Source organism: Pseudomonas sp. 5P_3.1_Bac2, from assembly GCF_025465995.1.
In the GTDB taxonomy this organism is placed as follows: domain Bacteria; phylum Pseudomonadota; class Gammaproteobacteria; order Pseudomonadales; family Pseudomonadaceae; genus Aquipseudomonas.
In genome coordinates this window covers 170,482-188,649 of the sequence record NZ_JANLNY010000028.1, presented here as the reverse complement: position 1 = coordinate 188,649, position 18,168 = coordinate 170,482, and the positions used below count along the sequence as shown (strand labels likewise).

Annotated in this window: 16 protein-coding genes; 12 read left to right on the top strand and 4 right to left on the bottom strand. The window is 55.8% G+C overall.

The features are described from left to right. Window positions 1-118: 118 nt before the first annotated feature. The 3 genes from NTD81_RS18055 to NTD81_RS18045 form a co-directional block, all read right to left on the bottom strand. On the bottom strand, window positions 119-1,432 hold the full coding sequence (locus NTD81_RS18055) for an OprD family outer membrane porin (RefSeq protein ID WP_315974704.1): 1,314 nt from the start codon (window positions 1,430-1,432) through the stop codon (window positions 119-121). Between the two features lie 103 nt (window positions 1,433-1,535). Next, a complete protein-coding gene (locus NTD81_RS18050; RefSeq protein WP_262184113.1) occupies window positions 1,536-2,924 on the bottom strand; it encodes an amidase in 1,389 nt (462 codons plus the stop codon). A 48-nt stretch (window positions 2,925-2,972) separates the two neighbouring features. Then, the gene (locus tag NTD81_RS18045; protein ID WP_262184112.1) at window positions 2,973-4,286 is read right to left on the bottom strand and encodes an MFS transporter; all 1,314 of its coding nucleotides are present in this window, start codon (window positions 4,284-4,286) and stop codon (window positions 2,973-2,975) included. Between the two features lie 236 nt (window positions 4,287-4,522). Between NTD81_RS18045 and NTD81_RS18040 the strand changes: the two genes are divergently transcribed. From NTD81_RS18040 to panB, 8 genes are all read left to right on the top strand, one after another. Next, entirely contained in the window at window positions 4,523-5,452 is a 930-nt protein-coding gene (locus NTD81_RS18040) for an asparagine synthetase A (protein ID WP_262184111.1), read from the top strand. Between the two features lie 65 nt (window positions 5,453-5,517). Then, a complete protein-coding gene (locus tag NTD81_RS18035) occupies window positions 5,518-6,588 on the top strand; it encodes an LLM class flavin-dependent oxidoreductase (protein WP_262184110.1) in 1,071 nt (356 codons plus the stop codon). A 121-nt stretch (window positions 6,589-6,709) separates the two neighbouring features. Further along, entirely contained in the window at window positions 6,710-7,165 is a 456-nt protein-coding gene (locus NTD81_RS18030; protein ID WP_262184109.1) for a cobalamin B12-binding domain-containing protein, read from the top strand. 43 nt (window positions 7,166-7,208) lie between these two features. Continuing rightward, window positions 7,209-8,447, top strand: coding sequence for an acetyl-CoA carboxylase biotin carboxylase subunit family protein (locus tag NTD81_RS18025; RefSeq protein ID WP_262184108.1), 1,239 nt, complete (start codon window positions 7,209-7,211; stop codon window positions 8,445-8,447). Beyond that, window positions 8,444-9,940 carry a hypothetical protein gene (locus NTD81_RS18020; RefSeq protein WP_262184107.1) on the top strand — a complete coding sequence of 499 codons (1,497 nt, stop codon included), beginning with the start codon at window positions 8,444-8,446 and terminating at the stop codon, window positions 9,938-9,940. The genes NTD81_RS18025 and NTD81_RS18020 overlap by 4 nt, the downstream gene beginning before the upstream one ends. Before the next feature lie 3 nt (window positions 9,941-9,943). Continuing rightward, complete coding sequence (locus tag NTD81_RS18015) at window positions 9,944-11,200, top strand: methylaspartate mutase (protein ID WP_262184106.1); 1,257 nt, start codon at window positions 9,944-9,946, stop codon at window positions 11,198-11,200. Continuing rightward, window positions 11,181-12,431 (top strand): ATP-grasp domain-containing protein, encoded by a 1,251-nt coding sequence (locus NTD81_RS18010; protein ID WP_262184104.1) that lies wholly within the window; start codon window positions 11,181-11,183, stop codon window positions 12,429-12,431. The genes NTD81_RS18015 and NTD81_RS18010 overlap by 20 nt, the downstream gene beginning before the upstream one ends. A gap of 43 nt (window positions 12,432-12,474) precedes the next feature. After that, complete coding sequence (gene panB / locus NTD81_RS18005; RefSeq protein WP_262184103.1) at window positions 12,475-13,293, top strand: 3-methyl-2-oxobutanoate hydroxymethyltransferase; 819 nt, start codon at window positions 12,475-12,477, stop codon at window positions 13,291-13,293. On the opposite strand, the gene NTD81_RS18000 is transcribed toward panB, so the two are convergent. Continuing rightward, the gene (locus NTD81_RS18000; RefSeq protein WP_262184102.1) at window positions 13,286-14,728 is read right to left on the bottom strand and encodes a PLP-dependent aminotransferase family protein; all 1,443 of its coding nucleotides are present in this window, start codon (window positions 14,726-14,728) and stop codon (window positions 13,286-13,288) included. The two genes, panB and NTD81_RS18000, sit on opposite strands and share 8 nt — an antisense overlap. A gap of 275 nt (window positions 14,729-15,003) precedes the next feature. Here NTD81_RS18000 and NTD81_RS17995 point away from each other — a divergent pair, with 275 nt between their 5' ends. The 4 genes from NTD81_RS17995 to NTD81_RS17975 all read left to right on the top strand — a co-directional run bounded on the left by NTD81_RS17995 (window position 15,004) and on the right by NTD81_RS17975 (window position 18,158). Next, window positions 15,004-15,345: an IS66 family transposase gene (locus NTD81_RS17995; protein ID WP_262184101.1), complete on the top strand. Its 342-nt coding sequence runs from the start codon at window positions 15,004-15,006 to the stop codon at window positions 15,343-15,345. Window positions 15,346-15,686: 341 nt separating this feature from the next. Then, window positions 15,687-16,172: an adenosylmethionine decarboxylase gene (gene speD, locus NTD81_RS17985; RefSeq protein ID WP_262184099.1), complete on the top strand. Its 486-nt coding sequence runs from the start codon at window positions 15,687-15,689 to the stop codon at window positions 16,170-16,172. Continuing rightward, window positions 16,169-17,296, top strand: a complete 1,128-nt coding sequence (locus NTD81_RS17980; protein ID WP_262184098.1) for a spermidine synthase — start codon at window positions 16,169-16,171, stop codon at window positions 17,294-17,296. The genes speD and NTD81_RS17980 overlap by 4 nt, the downstream gene beginning before the upstream one ends. 1 nt (window position 17,297) lies before the next feature. Then, on the top strand, window positions 17,298-18,158 hold the full coding sequence (locus NTD81_RS17975; protein ID WP_262184097.1) for a hypothetical protein: 861 nt from the start codon (window positions 17,298-17,300) through the stop codon (window positions 18,156-18,158). Window positions 18,159-18,168 lie beyond the last annotated feature (10 nt).

The window sequence follows — 18,168 nt, the reverse complement described above, 5'->3', positions numbered from 1 at the left end:
AAAGTATGCGTCGCGCCTCTTAAAACATCATGTTCCGTAGTCACGCGTGCCAGCTCACACTTGAGCCTGAGCAAGTTCTCCGCTCGCGGACTAGCGCTCTGGAAAGGCATTTTCAGGTTTAGAACAGGTCGAGTGGTACATTCGCCACTAGGCGGAACTCATCATAGCTGCCGTCAATTTGTCCGCTGCTGGCGCGGTGGTTATAGATGATGCTGCGAAAAACCGTATTTTTTAGAGCTCCAGACTGCACCGCATAGGCGATCATCAAGCCGTTTTCGTTGTGTTTGGCGCCATTGAGGCCGCGCACGTTATAGCCGATGTTGCGTCCGTGGCGATCACCTTGGTAATGGCTGCCGTCAATGTTCCAACCTTTTGCATGCCAAAGGCTGGTGCTTAGCCCAGGCACACCGTAGCTGGCAAAATCGAGGTCATAGCGCGTTTGCCAAGATTTTTCATTAGGGCTGTTGTAATCCGAATACAAAGAGTTGGCCATGTAGTTACCTGTGGACTCCCACACGTAGTCAAAGTATTCGTTACCTATAATCTGTTGCCACGCGGCTGTTAGGCTGTGAGCCGCGTGCTTGGCTGTTAACGCCAAGCTGTAGGCGTGATTATCGATAAAACCCAACTGTTGTTTGCCGTGATCCTGCGTACGGTAATAGTTAAAGCTGGTTTTTAGCGCCAGCTCTGCTGACTCTCCCGCGAGATGAGTAGCGCCCAGATAGTATTGTTGCCACATGTCTTCAAACCGCGAGCCGTAGATGCTCAGTGCCAGGTCATGCGAGACTTGGGCAGAGGCACCCAGATAGCTAATGCTGGAGCCACTGTAGGCACGATTGCCGAAGGTAGTTGTCAGATGCTCGCTGCCCGCACCGGTGCGTGGGATAGCTCGTTGGAAACTGCCTGCTTGCACGCTTAGCCAGTCTAGTTCGTTACTGTTCAAGGCAATGCCCTGAAAGCTTGAGGGCAATGCCCGATTGTCCTTGTAGCGTAGGATTGGATTTTCCGTGAGAAGGCGCCCTAGCTTAAATTGTGTGCTCGCTATCCGCAGCTTTACCGCGCCCACGCCTAGGCGGCTCCAGGTCTTGACGGCATCACCATCACTGTCAACCAATACACGGTCGCCACCGTTAGCCAGTGCTGCGTGTCCATGCTCAAGAGTTACCGCGGTGTATAGCGCCGCATCCATTCCTAATCCCAGCCAACCTTGGCTATAGCCTGAGCTGTAGTTGAGCATTGCGGTCTGCACCCAAGTGATTCGCTTGCGCGTCGGCTGCATGAGGTCTTTGTTGTGGACGGCCAGATAAGTATCTCGTTGGCTGTGCTGGTTGGAGTAGTAGTGGCGCAAGTTCAGCTGCAGCTGACTGCCCGTAACCAGACCTGACGCTTGCTGCTGTGGTGTTACGACTTCAGCTCCCCAACTAACTTGCATGAGTCCCAGTAGTGTAACGAGGGCACTGAGTAACGGTGCTTGCATGACAGCTGGCCTGTAAAGATATTGCTGCTTAGTCGATGGCGTTTGAGCGCATAGGAAGTTAGTGAGTGGGGCAGGGCCAGCAATCGATCGGTCCGCGCCAAGTTTCATAGGCCTTAGCGCATTGCAGTAACCATTGATCGCTGAAGCGTGGTGCAACCATCTGTAAACCAATCGGCAGGCCACGCGCAGTGAAGCCACAATTGATTGACAGTGCAGGTTGCTCGCCCATATTCCACGGTACAGTGAATACTATGTGTTCAAACGGCTGGCTCGGATTGTTACTGGGGGAGGGAAGCTCGGCGGGGAAACTGCTAATTTGATTGGTTGGGGATAACACGAGATCAAAGTTGCGGAAAATGTTGGCACAGCGACGTCGCATCTCAAAGGTCTGATTAAATCCTTCGACTGCTTGCACCGCACTCATCCGAGCTGCCGGAGCGGCCCATTGCTCAATGTACGGTAATACTTGGCTGCGCTGTTGTGCGCTTAGTGCCTGTAGCTGCGACCACTGTCGCGCACGCCAGAAATCATCCAGACCGTCGAGCAGCCGACGATTCATTAGTGGCGCAAGCTCCTCGATTTGCGCGCCATTGGCCTCGAACAACTGGGCGGCCTGCCGCACCGCATCACACACTTCTGGTTCAGGTCGCAGGCCGCAACCTGGGTCGAGCATAAGGCCGATTTTTAAGCCATCTATTCGCGGTGCAGACAGGCACCAATCCAGTAATTGTGGCGCGAGGCTTGTTGCGTCGCGGGAGTCAGGTTGTGCTAGGTATTTCATCAGTAAGGCACAATCATCCACCGTTCGCGTCATTGGTCCTGCACAGCGGCCGGTGTAATACGGGTCAATGGGGATTAGTCCAAGTGTGGGTTTAAAACCGACCAAGCCACACCAGCCTGCTGGGAGTCGTACTGAGCCACCGATATCAGTGCCGATATGCAATGGGCCGTAACCGGCAGCGCCGGCAGCCGCAGCGCCAGCGCTGGAGCCACCCGGATTGCAGGATAGGTCCCAGGGGTTGCGAGTGATGCCATGCAAGCTGGATAGCCCAGAGGACAACATGCCGAAATCGGGCACCGTGGTCTTACCAAGAATGATGGCGCCACTCTCACGCATGCGCATGGCCGGCGGTGCATCCTCGGTGGCTGGTATCAGGGCGTTGGCGCGTGAGCCTTGGGGGTTGCAATCGCCCTGGGTCACGATCAGCTCTTTGAGCGTTACCGGTATACCGTCGAGACTGGAGCAAGGTCTTCCTTTACTCCAGCGTGCGCTGGCAGCTCGTGCCTGATCGCGTATGCGATCAGGATCGAAGCTATACAGTGCGTTAATGCTCGGTTCCCAGCGTTCGATATGGATCAGCAGGTAATCGTAATACTCAAGAGGGGACAGCTCGCAACTGCTAAACAGAGCCAGCAGTTGGGTTGCGGACAAGTCCTGTAAATCCATTACCTAGTAGTCTCCATGACAAACTTTGGTGAGCCGTCTAGCCCTGACTCAATGTTCCGTTTCCAGCGCCTGAACGGTTCGGGCTGGCTGACGCCGAGCGAAATAGCTGGCACAAGTGACCCCTGCCGTGCCCATAACTAGGCAGTACGGGACGCATACCCAAGGGCTCAACGGCATTAGCGCAATCAACAACAGCGGAGTGCTGCTCGCCCAAAGTGCATAGGCGATGTTGTAGGTGAAGGAGATACCGGATACACGGATATTGGCGGGGAATAAGTTGACCATGACCGCTGGCACTGCCCCGACTACTCCGCAGCTTAAACCCGCTAACGCATAGGCGAGCTGCAGCCAGGTACCGCCGTTGATCAGGCTGGCATACAGTAATGAGATCCCGACAGGTAGCAGTGCGCTGTAGAGCTTGACGGCGCGCCAGGCTCCGATTCGGTCAACTACTAGTCCGGCAATGACGCAGCCAAGATTAAGAAAGATGATGCCTATGCTGCTTAAGGCGAAGGTTTTGCTAGCTGACATTGCGAAACTTTTTTGCATTACGGTCGGCGTTACCACTACCAACACCACTACGGCGGAGGTCAGCACGCAGGTCAGAATAAGTGCAGGCAATAGCATCGCTCGATGATCGCGTATGACCGTGCGCAGTGGTAATTCTTTATCTGCTTCACGCCGCTCATTTAGTGCGATAAATACCGGTGTTTCACTCAACCAACGCCTTAACCAGACGCCTAGTAAACCGAACAATCCACCCAACAAGAAAGGCAGGCGCCACGCATAAGCGAGGATTTCTTCAGGGCTGAATATTTGCGCTAGGGCCGTGGCGGTCAATGCCCCGAGTAAATAGCCGAAGGTCAGTCCGGCCTGGAGGAATCCCAAGGCATAGCCCTGACGCCCTGGTGGTGCGTGCTCGGCAACAAAAACCCAAGCACTGGGCACTTCGCCGCCTACCGCAGCACCTTGGAGGATACGCAGCAGCAGCAACGTCAACGGAGCGAAATAGCCGATCTGCTCGTAGGTCGGCATGATTCCTATCGCTAGGCAGGGCAGTGCCATCATCAATATGCTCAGGCTGAATACGCGCTTGCGCCCTAGCTGATCAGCAAAGTGTGCCATGAGGATGCCGCCAAGTGGGCGAGCTAGGTATCCGGTAACGAAGATCCCGAAGCTTTGCAGCAGGCTTAACCATTGCGGCATTTCTGGCGGGAAGAACAGTTGGCTGAGAGTTAAGGCAAAAAATACGAAAATAATGAAGTCATAGATTTCCAGTGCCCCTCCCAGCGCCGCAAGACTCAAGGTTTTGTAATCAGCTTTGGAAAAGGAAGTGTCTGGCGAACCAGTTAGGACTGTCATGGGTGAACTCTGAATAGACGATTTAGAGAATGACGGCTGGCTAACAGCTCCCAAATACCTCGCAAATAGGCTTGCCAGCTGATTCATTTCAGCCGCCAACATCGTCTATGCAAAATCACTGTTGAACAACCAAACCTGGGCTCTGTGCTGCTTTTTAGCTGAAATCTGTGCATTGAGTTTTGAGTTGATTCACCAATAATCAGGGCTTCCTCAACTCCCTGGATATTTGGCTAATCATGGAAGAAATTGCGCTTAACTTCGCCAATTTTGCGAATAAAGACATTGAGTCAATTGCCATCATTAGGGGGCGTGTTTTGCGCTCTTTACAGGGCTATTTACTGGATCGTGGCTTTAAACAGCTATTGCCAATTCTCATGTCGCCGATCACCGACCCTCTGAACCATGCGGTGTATCCGGCTGAGATCGAGTATGAAAAGCGCCGCCTGAAATTGACCGCCAGCATGATTTTCCACAAGCAGTTAGCGTTGACCGCCCATGGGCACGACAAAATCTTCATCGTGGCACCGAACATCCGTTTAGAAAAACCTGAAATCAAAGATTCTGAGAATCACTTGCTGGAGTTCTCGCAATTTGATTTCGAGATCCGGGATGCCGACATGCACCAGGTCATGGCTCTGATTGAGGGCTTGGTTAAGCATGTGTTGAGTGAGGTTAACCAGCACTGCAGCGCTGAGCTGGCGCAACTCAATCGGCAACTGCCGCACTTCGAAGACAACTTTGCGGTTTATAGCTCGGATGAGTTGCACGCCGAGTATGGCGATGACTTTGAACAGATTATGTCGGCTGAAGCACAGACACCCTTCTTCGTGACCAATTACCGACGTGAGTTTTACGACCGGGAAACACCAGGCCAGCGTGGGACCTACAACAACTACGACCTGATTTATCCATATGGCTATGGCGAGGCTCTTTCGGGAGCGGAGCGCGAGTTTGAATACGAGCAGTTGCTCTACCGTATGAAAGAGCTAGCCATGGACTTGCAGCCCTTTGGCAATTATCTCGAGGCCGCCCGCCGCGGCCTGCTCCAGCCGAGTGCCGGTGGTGGTCTGGGAATCGAGCGGTTGCTCAAATTTATTTGCGGTAAACGCCACATCCGTGATGTGGCCCTGTTCGATCGCACCGTTGGCACACGCTTTCTTTTTTAAGCAAGGAGCTGTTTGCCATCGCGAACTGCTGAGAACCTTGGCTGCCCTTACCCCGGAGTCACTCTATGCCTGCATTGCGTATTCACTGGTGCTCACCGCTAGATAGTGGTCAGCAAAAGGCTTCAGAAAAATACGATACCGGTACCTTGGATTTCCCCGGTATCGTTGAATTCGCCCAAGAAGCGGATGAGCTAGGCATCGAGTCCCTGTTGATGGGCATCAGCTACCACATGCCTGATCCGTTGCCGATGATTGGCGCGCTGGTGCGAGAGACCAAGCGAGTTAAATTTATTCTTGCCTATCGCCCTGGCCTATTGCCGCCGACCTTGTTCACACAAATCGTTAACACCGTTTCGTGGATGTCGGATAAGCGTATTGCGCTGAACCTAGTGGCCGGGATATCTCCTGATGAGCAAGCCTATTACGGCGACTTTTTGGCTCACGATGGCCGCTATCAGCGCACAGGTGAGTTCCTCGACATCCTGCGACGTTTCTGGAGTGGGGAAGCCCCTTTGACCTATCACGGGCAGCACTATCAGATCGAACAAGCGCAGCTGGGTTTGCCATTTAAAGATGCTGAACGACCACGTATATACCTAAGCGGTGCTTCCGATATCGCTCAGCAGATTGCCATCCAGCACAGTGATTGTTGGCTGCGTTACGGCGATACCCCAGAAGGCATCGCCGCCGCCAGTCGTGTGGTGCTGGAGTCGGGCTGTGCGGTAGGCATCCGTATGCATGTGCTAGCTCGCAATACCCGCGCAGAGGCGCTGGCTGCTGTGGAAAGCATGATGCAGAACCCTGACGAGCAGCACCGTGAATGGGTAAGCCAATTTGTTGGTCGTTGTGATTCGCAAGCGGTTAAAACCTCCTTTCAGCTAGCGGAGAAAGCCGAGCACGATTGGTTATCTCCCATGCTTTGGTCGGGTGCGGTGGCTTATCGCGGGGGGCCTGCTTTGTGCGTAGTGGGTAGCTATCAAGAAGTAGCTGAATACCTATTCGAATACAAAAAAGTTGGTGTTAGCGAGTTTATTTTTTCTGGCTGGCCAACCCGCGATGAAATGCGTGGTTTCTGCCGCTATGTGTTGCCTTATCTGCGCGAGTTGGAGTTGGAAAGTGCAACAGAGCCTGCCTAAGCGTAGGAGCAAGATGCATTGAAATACGCTGGATAGTTGCCGGGCCGAGCCCGCTGTTTACTGACCACTGGGGTTATGCATTTGCCTTGGAAGGTCCATCGTCCGTCATGGAGACATCTCGATGAAACCCTTAGCGCACTGCCTCTTAGTCACCGTTGAGTCTGACTCGCACATGTGGAACTTGGTTTACCTGCAGCTATGGTTGGCTGAACAGGGAATGAGCGTGACTAATCTCGGCAGTTGCACGCCAGTGGAGGCGGTACTCACAGCCCTTGAACAACAGCGTAGCCAACTGTTGGTGGTCAGCAGCGTCAATGGTCATGGCTACTCTCAGGGCTTACAACTTATTCGCCAGGTTCGGAAGCGCCACCCGCACTTACATTGTGTGATTGGCGGCAAATTGACCACATGTGAAGCGCAAACCTTGGCTGCACAGCAGGACCTGCTGGATGCCGGTTACAACCAAGTGTTTGTAGATGCGCATGCCCTCAATGCTTTTAGACACTACCTAGCTACGCTGCAGCCGCAGGCAGAGTATGCAATAACGCCGGCTGATAGCCAGGTTTCTTGGGGCTGAGGTGAACACCTAATGAACTTTGTCTAAGCAAGGGATAGCCTCGATGCATATCGTTATCGTCAATCGCTGGCCGCGTTTCCATGATGGATGCCGCTGGGACAATGAGCTCACGCGTTACGAAGAATTCTTTAATCATCAACAGCACCGTATCAGCTACGTGGTCGATCGCCTTGGCGCCGAAGGGGTTCTGGTAGACCCGCAGCAAATTGCTCATTTGGTTCAGATAGATGACGTTAACCAATACCCGCAACTGCTCGGTGCCGTGCAGGAAATTATTGAGCAGGTAGGTCCTGTAGACCAACTGATTGCGTTGTCGGAGTTCACCTTGGAAATCGCCGCCCAAGTGCGTGAAGCACTGAATATTGCGGGGGACGGTCCACAACAGGTGGCGGTGTATCGCGACAAAGCGCGGATGAAAGAAATACTCAAGGCTCAAGGGCTTTGTGTGCCAGCGTTTGCGCGCTGTGAGTCAGTGGTGCAAGTACTTAGTTTTGCCAGAACGATTGGTTACCCCGTTATCGTCAAACCTGTAGATGGAGCCGCGAGCATTGGCGTGGAAAAGGCGCTAGACGAGCATGCCCTCCACAACCTGCTGCAGCACATCGACCTCGCCCGCTACGAGATCGAGGCCTTCATCGAGGGGCAGACCTACCACATTGATGGCTTAGTCGAGGTGGATGGCAGTGTGCCGTTTCAGGTGGTCTCACGCTATATCAACAGTTGCTTGGATTTCGCCCAGGCCCAGCCGCTGGGTTCCGTGATTATTCAGGAATCACCACTGCGTAGCCAGATTGAAGCCTTCAGCAAGCAGGTGGTTAGCGCCCTGCAGCTGCGTTGTACGGCGTTTCATCTAGAAATTTTTGTTCAGCCAGACGGCTCCTTAGTATTTCTGGAAATCGGTGCACGGGTCGGTGGTAGTGAAGTTCCGCACCTGATTAACAAGGTCTTTGGCATCAATCTTTACGAACATTGGTTACGTCGCTTGGCGGGCGATCAGTTGCAATTGCCAATTATTGATCAGGACCCCAGCGGGGGGTGGTTGATTATTCCCAAGCCGGTCCAATTACCTTGCCGCGTCGTCCAAGCCCATTCCCTGCGAGACAGCGTGCCTATGTTGTGGCGCGAGCTGCTGCCTGAACCCGGGCAGATTCTAGATGCCGGTGGCGGTTATGACGCGCTGCACAGTGGGCGCTTTATTTTTATCGGAGGCAGCGAAGCGACCATCGAAGAGGCGATTCAGTACACCACCCAAACCTATCAATTCCAGGCTGAACCGTTATGACAGCAAGTACCCGCAGTAATCTGAGCGATGAACGACTTTTGGCTGAACTCAAGAATTATCTGCATGCGGATGAGTGTCGTGCTGTCAGCACATTAGCTGAGCGCTTGGTTGATGCGGCTGGCGGCGTTGAGGCCTTGAGTGACTACAAGCTGATGGTGGCTTACGGCGGTGGTAAGGATAGTTCCTATACCGTGGCCATGCTGCGAGCCACACAGTTGCAGTTGGCCGTTCAGCATGGTCACAGCTTCCAGTTGCGCATTGCCAACATGCGCCATGCCGGTGTGCCGGATGCGGTGATGGCGAACATTGACCGGGTCTATCGAGCTCTACATTTGTATGAAGATGAGCGGGTCGAAATGTGGGTGGTTGATCATCGGCAAATCCGTCCATTCGCACGCGATTTGCCTTTCCCTGAAGATGTCCAGGCCATCAACCGCTTTGATGTGCTCATGAATGGCCATCGCACTGCCGGAGATGGTAGGCCGACGTTCTGCAATAGTTGCAACCTTGCAGTGGCTGATTTTTATGGCCGGGCTTTGTGGTGGCAAGGCGGGGTCGATGCGGTGGTGACGGGGGATTCGCGTAAAGAGCAAAAGCACTATTTCACTTGGATCATGCGTTTGGCGCAGCGTTTGGGCCTGAATGTGGAGGAGTGCCGGCGCATGGGATTTCGCGGCTTGTTACAGGCGTTAGATGGCGTAGCTCAGCGTTACTTTGTCGAGCTGTTCGGCCCAGGTTTTGCGGCGCAACTTGACGAGCGCCGAGTGGCTAGCGGTGACGATAGCGCCGATCCGACCTTTATCAGTATTTATGATCTGGTGAGTTACAAGGTTGAGGATCATTGGGCGTTGATCACTGAGTTTCTTGGCTTTCGCTTCGAGGAGCTGGCCTTCAGTTTCACGGAGTCGGACTGCGCCAATCCAATGCTGATGGCGCATTTTCGCGGCCTGAAGGCCCAGTACGTACAAGGCCGTGACTATAACCATGGGCTAGCTGAATACTTGGAGTTAGCCCAGGCCCTGATGCGCAAGAAAGAAATGCCGCCGCGCTTGATCGATCTGGCCCTAGCCGCCTATGCCGACGATCAAGGTAAGCAAGCGCGTCGGGAGTTGGCCGCAGGCTTCGCGGAACAAGCCTTCGGTCTCGACGAGGTGCAGTTAGTCTGCATGCAGTTTTCCCCGTTTGTCGATCATGGCCGCGGCCTCTCAAATTTTATCAGTCTTTGCCACCCGCACTATCTAGCTGTGCATGATGAGCTGCAGCAAGTGCTCGCAGGCGGCAGTGAGGAGCCGGATTTGGTGCAATGGTTGGAGCGCGTCAGTGGTCTACCATTGCCGGCGGTACGCAGCTTGTATCTTCACCAAGCGATTGATTTTGACAGCGAGGCCACGTTGATTGCTCGGGTTCGTGCTGGCGATCCGCACAAGGGCCGTATCAGCCGTTACGACCCGGCTACGGGTCGAACCATTGTCGAAGTGGTCTCGGGGCGCTAAGTCATGGCAGTCTCAGGCGGTTATTTCCAGCAATTTATCGAGAATGCGCGCGACCGGACTGAGTTGGTCGTTCAACCACGGATGGGATTTGGTGCGCTTAGTCAGATGCGCGCCGGTCTGGCCAGCGTGGCGTCTCTGCCTTGTACTGCGATTGGCACTATCACCCTGGATAGCTACACGCGCGTAGGTGATTATCAGAGTGCTTTACAGTGTCTCAATAGCGCTAGCCCAATGAACGGCTTTCCCATCATTAGCCATCCGCTTGAGGCCGTGAGGGACATGCTTGAGGGGATTTATTGCGCACAGTTCCCGATCCAGATCCGTCACGGTACAGCGCAACCGCAGCAGGTTTTTCAGCGCCTAGCGGCTTTGGGTTTAGATGCCACAGAGGGGGGGCCGGTGTCTTACTGCATGCCCTACAGCCGCTTACCTCTGGCCAGGGCTGTGGCAGCTTGGGCGCAGAGTTGCCAATTGCTGGCGGGGCTGACTGAGCATGCGCATATTGAGAGCTTTGGTGGCTGCTTGTTAGGACAACTCTGTCCGCCATCGTTGCTGATTGCGATGACGCTCCTCGAAGCCCTGTTTTTTCGCCAGCACGGGGTGCTCAGTGTATCACTCAGCTATGCCCAGGGTACTTCGTTGGCTCAAGATCTCGGTGCCTTGCAGGCGTTGCGTGAGCTAGCGAGTGAGTATCTAGCTGGTGCCCATTGGCATGTCGTGGTGTATTGCTACATGGGCGTGTTTCCTAGCACGGATCACGGCGCGCGGCGTTTGATTGCTGACAGTGCCCGCTTGGCCCGATCAGCCGCATGCGAGCGGCTGATCGTGAAAACCTGCGCCGAGTCGCGGCAGATCCCATCTGTAGCTGACAACCTCGAGGCTTTGCGTCTGGCCGCCGAGTCGGCAGCCGACGAAACCTTGATCGCTGCTGCCAAAAGTACAGGCTACTACCAGGAAGTCCTGCTGGAAGCGCGTCGTTTGATTGAAACAGTTCTCAACTTACACGCCGATATCGGTGCTGCACTGATCCAGGCATTCGCCCGCGGCTGGTTGGATATCCCCTATTGCCTGCATCCGGATAACCCCGCTAAGACGACCTGCCGTATTGATCAAAAGGGGGCGTTGCGCTGGGCTAACACCGGCCGCTTGCCTTTGCCGCGCAGCAGCAGTGGCTCACTGAATGACCCAGGTATCAGCTCAGCCGAGTTGCTTCAGATGTTGCACTACACGGTGAATCGTTATGACCGCCCCTTGCATTGATAGCTGTGCGCCCTTAATTCTGGTTGATGCCTATTCTACTGGGGCGTTGTTAGCTCATGCCCTGGCGCCGCAGCGGTGCTTAATCCACGTCAGCTCGAGAGAGCAAATGCCGGCGGCGTTTGCTACCAGTTGCCCACAAGAACTGTTCTGCGTGCATTACCGCGTGACGGATGCAGGTCTAGAAACTTTGCTACAGCAGCTCGCGGCCTGGCAGCCGAGCGCAGTAATAGCTGGTAGCGAGTTTGCTGTGGAATTGGCAGACCTATTGGCGGCGCGCTTGGGCTTGCCGGGCAACGATCCAGCTACCTCAGCGGCTCGGCGCGATAAAGCGCTGATGGCTGAGCTTGTGGCCCAGGCTGGACTACCGGTGGCGGCTCAGCTCTGCACTACCTCGATGGCTGAAGCGCTGGCCTGGTTCCAGGCCCAGGAGGGCGCTGCGATTGTGGCCAAACCGTTGGACAGTGCTGGCTCAGATAATGTGTTTATCTGCCATGAAACAAGCCAGTTACAGGCGGCCTTCGAGTCGATTATCGGCGCCACCAATCTGATGATGCGGCGCAACCAAGCGGTGTTGTTACAGGAGTATCTTGAGGGCGAGGAGTATGTGATCAACAGCGTCAGTCATGAATCCGAGCACTGGATTAGCGATGTCTGGAAATGCACGAAGAGCTTGGCTGCTGACGGGCGGAAAATCTACGACCGGGAAGATTTGCTACCGGCTGACGCCGCAGAGCTGGAAACGATTATCGCCTATGTTGAAGGCGTGTTGGATGCCCTAGGGATTGTCCAGGGGCCGGCGCACACTGAGTTGATCATCACAGCCAAGGGGCCGCGGCTGTTGGAAACCGGTGCACGTCTCTCCGGCTTAGCCTGTCCGCCTGCACTGCAAGCGGCCACAGGTAACGATCAAGTCGCGCTGACTTGTCTCAGTTATTTGCAGCCGCGACAGCTGGCGCTTTGGCCTAAACGCTATCAGCTATTGCAGCACGCCCGAGGCTTTAACCTGATCGCCCGGCAATCTGGAGTCTTCGCTCAGGCTGCAACGCGTCAGCGTCTACAAGGCTTGAGGAGTTTCCACAGCGCCAGATTCCGTCTTGCGGAGGGAGCCAAGATTAGTCCTACAGTCGACCTTAATAGCTCGCCAGGAGCGGTATTTCTGTTGCATCGGCAGATAGAGCGCATTGACGCCGACTATCAGGCCTGGCGTCGTTGGGAAAAGAGTTGCTGGTAACCACTGACAGTCCCACTAACGGGACTTAGCAAGGAGGACAACCATGAGCCTGCATAGCCGCACTAAACGACTCAGCGTGCCGCAATTGGTGGCGATGAAGGGACAACAAAAAATTGTCTCGCTGACCGCTTACACGAGCAACATTGCGAAGTTGATGGACCCCTTCGTCGACTTCATTCTGGTCGGCGACTCGACCGCTATGGTTGGTTATGGCCGCAGCTCAACCCTAGACATGAGCCTGGACGAAACAATCGCCCACACCCGCGCCGTGGTCAGCAGTACGCGCCTAGCTTGTGTGATTGCCGACATGCCGTTCGGTACGTATCAAGAGTCGCCGCAGCAGGCCTACCGTAACTGTGCCCAGGTAATGGCCCGCAGCGGTTGTGATGCGATCAAGCTGGAAGGTGGGGCGGTGCTGGCTGAGACTGTTGAGTTTCTGGTTCAGCGTGGCATCCCGGTGATGGCGCATATCGGTTTGATGCCGCAGTACGTCAATGTAATGGGTGGTTTCAAGGCACAGGGCATGAATGACTCAACGGCCCTGGCTATCGAAGCCGATGCCCGTGCGCACCTTGAGGCCGGGGCTTTCAGCCTGCTCCTAGAAGGCGTGGCCGAAGCAGTGGCGCGCCGAGTGACAGAGATTTCGCCTGTGCCGACCATTGGCATAGGGGCTTCGCCAGCGTGTGATGGTCAGGTGTTGGTGACCGAAGACATGCTGGGTTTGGGTGGCGAGCACGTACCACGTTTTGTTAAGCAGTACGCGGATGCGGGAGAACTGATCCGTCAGGCCTGCGCGACCTTTGCTGAGCAGGTGCGCGACGGCAGCTTTCCACAGCTTAAACACTGCTATGGGGTCAACTGAGAGACTGCTCTACGCATTCTTCATCAATAGCCTGAGCCAGCAGTTTCAAGGCTTGGGCTATGTCCTTGCTCCAGTCAATGGTGTAACTGAGGCGTAGGTGGTGCTGCCACGCCCCCTGCTGGCTAAAGATTTCGCCGGGAGCGATCACTGTGTGTTTGCTCAGCAAGCGCTCAAATACTCGGCACATATTGACTGGGCGTGTTGCTTCGGCCCAAAACGCGGCTCCGCCTTGTGGTTGCACCACTCGTAAGTGGTCGGCTAGATGTTCATGCAGCAACTCTTGCATGTCCTGCATACGGCCCATTAGCAGGCTGCGTAACAGCTGAGTGTGTTGATCGATCCGCCGTGTGCTGAATAACTTGGCAATGGCTTTTTGCCGAATCGGCGACAAGCGAAAAGCCCGCTCGAGAAACAGGCGATCCAGCTCGGCGCCTTTAACGCGGCTGAGCAAGTAGCCATAGGGGGCTTCCGAGCCAATAATCTTGTCGAATGTGGAAAACACCAGCAGCTGCTCTGGGTCCGCAAAGTCTCGGTAACGTGTGGCGTTAGGCTCGAAACAAAACTCGCCGTAGCTGTCATTCTCGAAGAGCCAAATGGAGCGCTCGGCCAGCCAGCGGCAAATCAGTTGTTTGTCTTGCGCCGGCATCAGGCTGCCATGGGGGACATTGACGGTTGATGAGAACACGGCGAGCTTGATTGGCTCCTGCAGCAACACTGCTTGTAACTGCTTGAGGTCGAAGCGCCCGGTTGGCCCTAAGGGTATTTCCACGATACGAATCTTCGCGGCCCGTAGTTGGCGCAATATTGCCCATGAACAGGGCGATTCAACCAGTGCAACGCTACCGCTCAATTGCAGGGCCTCTAGGGCCACCTCTAGCACCGAGCGCAAGTCCGCGCCGACATAGACGTGTTCCGCGCGCCAATAGCAGCGTGTTGACTGGGTGTAGCGTTCGGCCAGGGTGCTGCGTAACTCGGTCTCACCGAAAGGTTGGTAGAGCGGTGCGTAGGTGCGCGGGTATTGCCGGGTCAACTCTCGCTCGGTCATCAGTAACGGGTTTTCCAGTGATAACAGCATGGCCGGAGCATCGCTGCTGAGGGCGAGCATGCCCGGTTGGCGGGCATTGGAAAAAACGCTATCGAGTAGACTCGCTGAACTTGCGCGGGTTTGGGTGGCGGGGACGGCCTGGGTGTAATAACCACATTTGGCTTTGGCGTAGATCAGCCCTTGATCTTCCAGTAACGAATAGGCGTATTTGGTGGTGGATACTGAAACATTTAAGCGCTGCGCTAACTGTCGTAACGACGGCAGCTTCAGTTGCTGCCCCGGGGGCGCGGCTTCTATCAGTCCGGTGAGATAGCGGTAAACGGCCTGATAGGCGAACTCCGTATCTTTACTGCAATTTGCACTCACTCGCTTTCGATCCTCGTGCGTCATGTACGGCGCACGCCTTAAGGCGAATCAGCGCTTGTACACAGCTATCCATGCCATCGTCAGGTTTACCAAATATCCGTCGCTAAAAAGACCATTCAGATCCGGAGCTGATGCTCCGTTGAAACAGTCCTACAACTTAACTTTGGCTCAGTTCAACTGACAATCACAAGCCTTTCGCCCTAAAGACTTTAGGCGCCGTGCCTGTGCTAAGACTCAAGTCAAGGTAAGGGGCTTCTGCGTTGTGTCGCAAAGAGCGCGCTAGGCGTTGCGTTTATGCAGTGCCCAGTGCTCGACCGGCACGCCGCCGCCAATTCTCCTCTCTGCACACGACGAACAAAAGCCCACTGGCTGAACAAACGCTGTACAGGATTGGCGGCGTGTACGAAGTCGCACGGCAAGCTGGGGATATGAGTGATAAGCATCGCTTGCCAATCCGCCAGGATAAGGCAACCCCAAGCCTCAAAACGCGGCATGCCTGCATGCTGAGCCAGCGTGATGGTGTGCCAATGCTTCAGCAACGGCCCAAGCCTTCGATGACAGTCTTAAGCTGGGTAGCGCTGACGCGTTGCCTAGAAGGCTGGGCCGTGCCCATCGACAAGGCCATTCGTCATCGGGCGTAAGGCGTGACGATTGAGTCATACGTCCAAAGGTGCGCCTGCCAGTGCGCAGGTTTATAGCTCGGTCGAGACCGCCAAGGTCAACCGCTACGCGGCCTACAGGTGGCGGCGCCACGTGCTGCAGTGATTGCCGCACGCTTGATCGGTAGCCAATTACCAAGCGCTGTTGCCATGGCACTGCTCGCCGCAGATACCCCAGTAAGCCGAGATTTCAGCTGGCGGTGGGTGGGGTTCAGGGAGCGCATAGGCGCAAATTTTTCTTAATTCTTACCGTAAGCGTTCCTTAAGAAACGCCCGCATAAGATTGCGCCGGCAATTTAACTCACCTAAAACAGGACACTCCCATGCTGAACGCTCAATCAGAAATTCACCCTAACTCTGCGCTTGGAAAGCAGCTGGTCATCGAACTTTACGACTGCAACGATGCCCGTTTCGACGATATCAAATGGATCGAAGAAAGCATGCTGCAAGCGGCTCGTGAGGCCAACGCGACAATCGTCACGTCGACCTTCCACAAGTTCAGCCCTATCGGCATTTCCGGCGTCGTGGTGATTGCCGAATCGCACCTGGCGATCCACACCTGGCCCGAATACAAATACGCCGCCATTGATGTGTTCACCTGCGGCGATGTACTGGATGGTGCTCAGGCCGTGCGGGTTCTGAGCGAGCGGCTGGGCAGCCAGCGCCACATCATCTCCAGCATGGACCGAGGGCTGGAGGGGCACCACGTCGGCATGATCAACCGTACCCTGAGCGGCGCCGGGGCGATCAACGCCTACAGTCCGACACTGCGCTGGGCCATCGGCTCGGAGCAGGGGAGCGCACGATGAGCCAGTTCAACGATCAGCCAGCAGGCGTGCAACAGATCGACCCGAACCACTATGACGGCGACCTCAAGTACCTGGTACCTGAGGACGTGGTCCGCACCCTGCCCGCGTTGCCACCGAACCATTTCTACTTCTATCCGCCGGACCCTGCGGCCGAAGGCGATAGCGCCATAACGGCGCTGGAAAACAGCGATCTGTTCGACAGCTATCTCTATGGGGTGCGTCGGGTGCTTCACCAAGGCCGCACGGCCTGGCAAAACATCCTGATCGCCGACACCTACAACTACGGCCGTATTCTCATGATCGATGGCGCGATCCAGAGCGCCGCCAGTGATGAATCCCTCTACCACGAGCTTCTGGTGCAGCCGGCGATGCTGGTCCACGATGAGCCGCGAGATGTGCTGATCATCGGTGGCGGTGAAGGCGCCACCCTGCGAGAAGTGCTGTCGCACGCCAGTGTAAGGCGCGCAGTCATGGTCGATCTGGACCAGGAACTGGTAGAGCTGTGCCGAACCCACATGTTCCAGTGGCACCAGGGCGCGTTTGACGACCCACGGTGCGAGTTGGTGACCGCCGATGGCAGGGCCTACCTGGAAAATGATCCTTCGCTGTACGACGTGGTGATCATCGATGTCGTCGACATGCTCGACAACGGTCCGGCACAGGCGCTTTACACACGCCAGTTCTACCAACTGCTGCATTCGCGCCTGCGGCCCGGTGGCGTGGTCGCCGTGCAAGGTCTGGAGTTTTCCCACAGCGACGACAAGCCCCATGCGGCATTGGCGCGTACGCTGCGCAGCGTCTTCAGCCAAGTGCACAGCTATCGCGCTGCGGTACCGTCATTCCTCGCCTCCTGGGGCTTTCTGCTGGCCTCCGACTGGGCCGACCCGGCGCACTGGCAAGGCGACGATCTGGACCGTCGTATCGAACGCAAGCTCGGCCCGACCTGGCTCGACCACCTCGACGGCGACTACCTCAAGGCGTGCTTCGTGATGGACAAGGAAACGCGCTTTCTGATGGCGCAACCTGGACCGCTGCTGGAAGACGGCGTCACCTTTATCGCTCCGCCCGACATCGAGGAAATCGAGTTCGGCCCGGCGCAATTGCCTGCGCTCAAGGTCAACTGAAATGATGCCTTCCAACGCGCTACAGGCCACTGAACTGGCGGCGCCCAGTGCCTGCTTCCTGCATCGGGTGAAGTTTATCGCAGGGGCGGTGCCGGCCTCGGCGGTGCAATGCCTCGCTCAGTTCGACGATCCGCACCCGGCGCACGCTGTCTTGCAGCAACGCATCGCCATGACGGACATGCAGGTCTTGTCTGACGATATTGCACAGGACGAACTGTGGGTGGTCTTCGCCGGTGCTGGCTTGCAGACCAGCCACGCCTGGCGTCAGCAACTGGACGCCTGGATGAGAACCGATGAGGACGCCACTCAACCGACGCTGGAGACGATGTCCTTCGGCGAGCGCATACTCTGGAGGCCTGGCCGGGCATTGATCATCGGTAACCCCGAGCGCTACGCAGAACTGCTCGCGGGGATTGTCACTTTCAACTGGTACGAAGGCGCCTTGCGTCGTCTGGAAAAGGAGATTGCAGCTTCCTGGGCCACCGCCGATGACGACATCGAGCTGACCCACATGCCGCAGCAACAGCATCAGGCCCGTGCCAGTCATGTCAATGCCTGCGTGACGCGTACCACACGTTGGCGCATTGCTTACACGCGGCTGGAAACGCGCCTGGAAAAAGCCCCCGCGGTGCTGACTAGCGCAGTTCGCCGACTCTACAATGAACTGGCTATGCAGGCCGAGGTTCACGACCGCCTTGTCAGTCTCGATGATCGAATAGAAGTGCTGCAGGACCTGTACGAACTGGCCGTCGACCGCCTCAGCGAACATCGCCATGTGCTCCAGGAGTTGCGGGTCGAGTGGTTGATCGTGGCGCTGTTGCTGGTAGAGGCGGCGCTGAGTATCTGGGAATTGCTAACGTAGCTAGGAAGGC

Excerpts from the sequence above, each read along its gene's own strand:
- NTD81_RS18055 (WP_315974704.1), bottom strand. The coding sequence starts at position 1,432 with ATGCAAGTTAGTTGGGGAGCTGAAGTCGTAACACCACAGCAGCAAGCG.
- NTD81_RS18050 (WP_262184113.1), bottom strand. The coding sequence starts at position 2,924 with ATGGATTTACAGGACTTGTCCGCAACCCAACTGCTGGCTCTGTTTAGC.
- NTD81_RS18045 (WP_262184112.1), bottom strand. The coding sequence starts at position 4,286 with ATGACAGTCCTAACTGGTTCGCCAGACACTTCCTTTTCCAAAGCTGAT.
- NTD81_RS18040 (WP_262184111.1), top strand. The coding sequence starts at position 4,523 with ATGGAAGAAATTGCGCTTAACTTCGCCAATTTTGCGAATAAAGACATT.
- NTD81_RS18035 (WP_262184110.1), top strand. The coding sequence starts at position 5,518 with ATGCCTGCATTGCGTATTCACTGGTGCTCACCGCTAGATAGTGGTCAG.
- NTD81_RS18030 (WP_262184109.1), top strand. The coding sequence starts at position 6,710 with ATGAAACCCTTAGCGCACTGCCTCTTAGTCACCGTTGAGTCTGACTCG.
- NTD81_RS18025 (WP_262184108.1), top strand. The coding sequence starts at position 7,209 with ATGCATATCGTTATCGTCAATCGCTGGCCGCGTTTCCATGATGGATGC.
- NTD81_RS18020 (WP_262184107.1), top strand. The coding sequence starts at position 8,444 with ATGACAGCAAGTACCCGCAGTAATCTGAGCGATGAACGACTTTTGGCT.
- NTD81_RS18015 (WP_262184106.1), top strand. The coding sequence starts at position 9,944 with ATGGCAGTCTCAGGCGGTTATTTCCAGCAATTTATCGAGAATGCGCGC.
- NTD81_RS18010 (WP_262184104.1), top strand. The coding sequence starts at position 11,181 with ATGACCGCCCCTTGCATTGATAGCTGTGCGCCCTTAATTCTGGTTGAT.
- panB (WP_262184103.1), top strand. The coding sequence starts at position 12,475 with ATGAGCCTGCATAGCCGCACTAAACGACTCAGCGTGCCGCAATTGGTG.
- NTD81_RS18000 (WP_262184102.1), bottom strand. The coding sequence starts at position 14,728 with ATGACGCACGAGGATCGAAAGCGAGTGAGTGCAAATTGCAGTAAAGAT.
- speD (WP_262184099.1), top strand. The coding sequence starts at position 15,687 with ATGCTGAACGCTCAATCAGAAATTCACCCTAACTCTGCGCTTGGAAAG.
- NTD81_RS17980 (WP_262184098.1), top strand. The coding sequence starts at position 16,169 with ATGAGCCAGTTCAACGATCAGCCAGCAGGCGTGCAACAGATCGACCCG.
- NTD81_RS17975 (WP_262184097.1), top strand. The coding sequence starts at position 17,298 with ATGATGCCTTCCAACGCGCTACAGGCCACTGAACTGGCGGCGCCCAGT.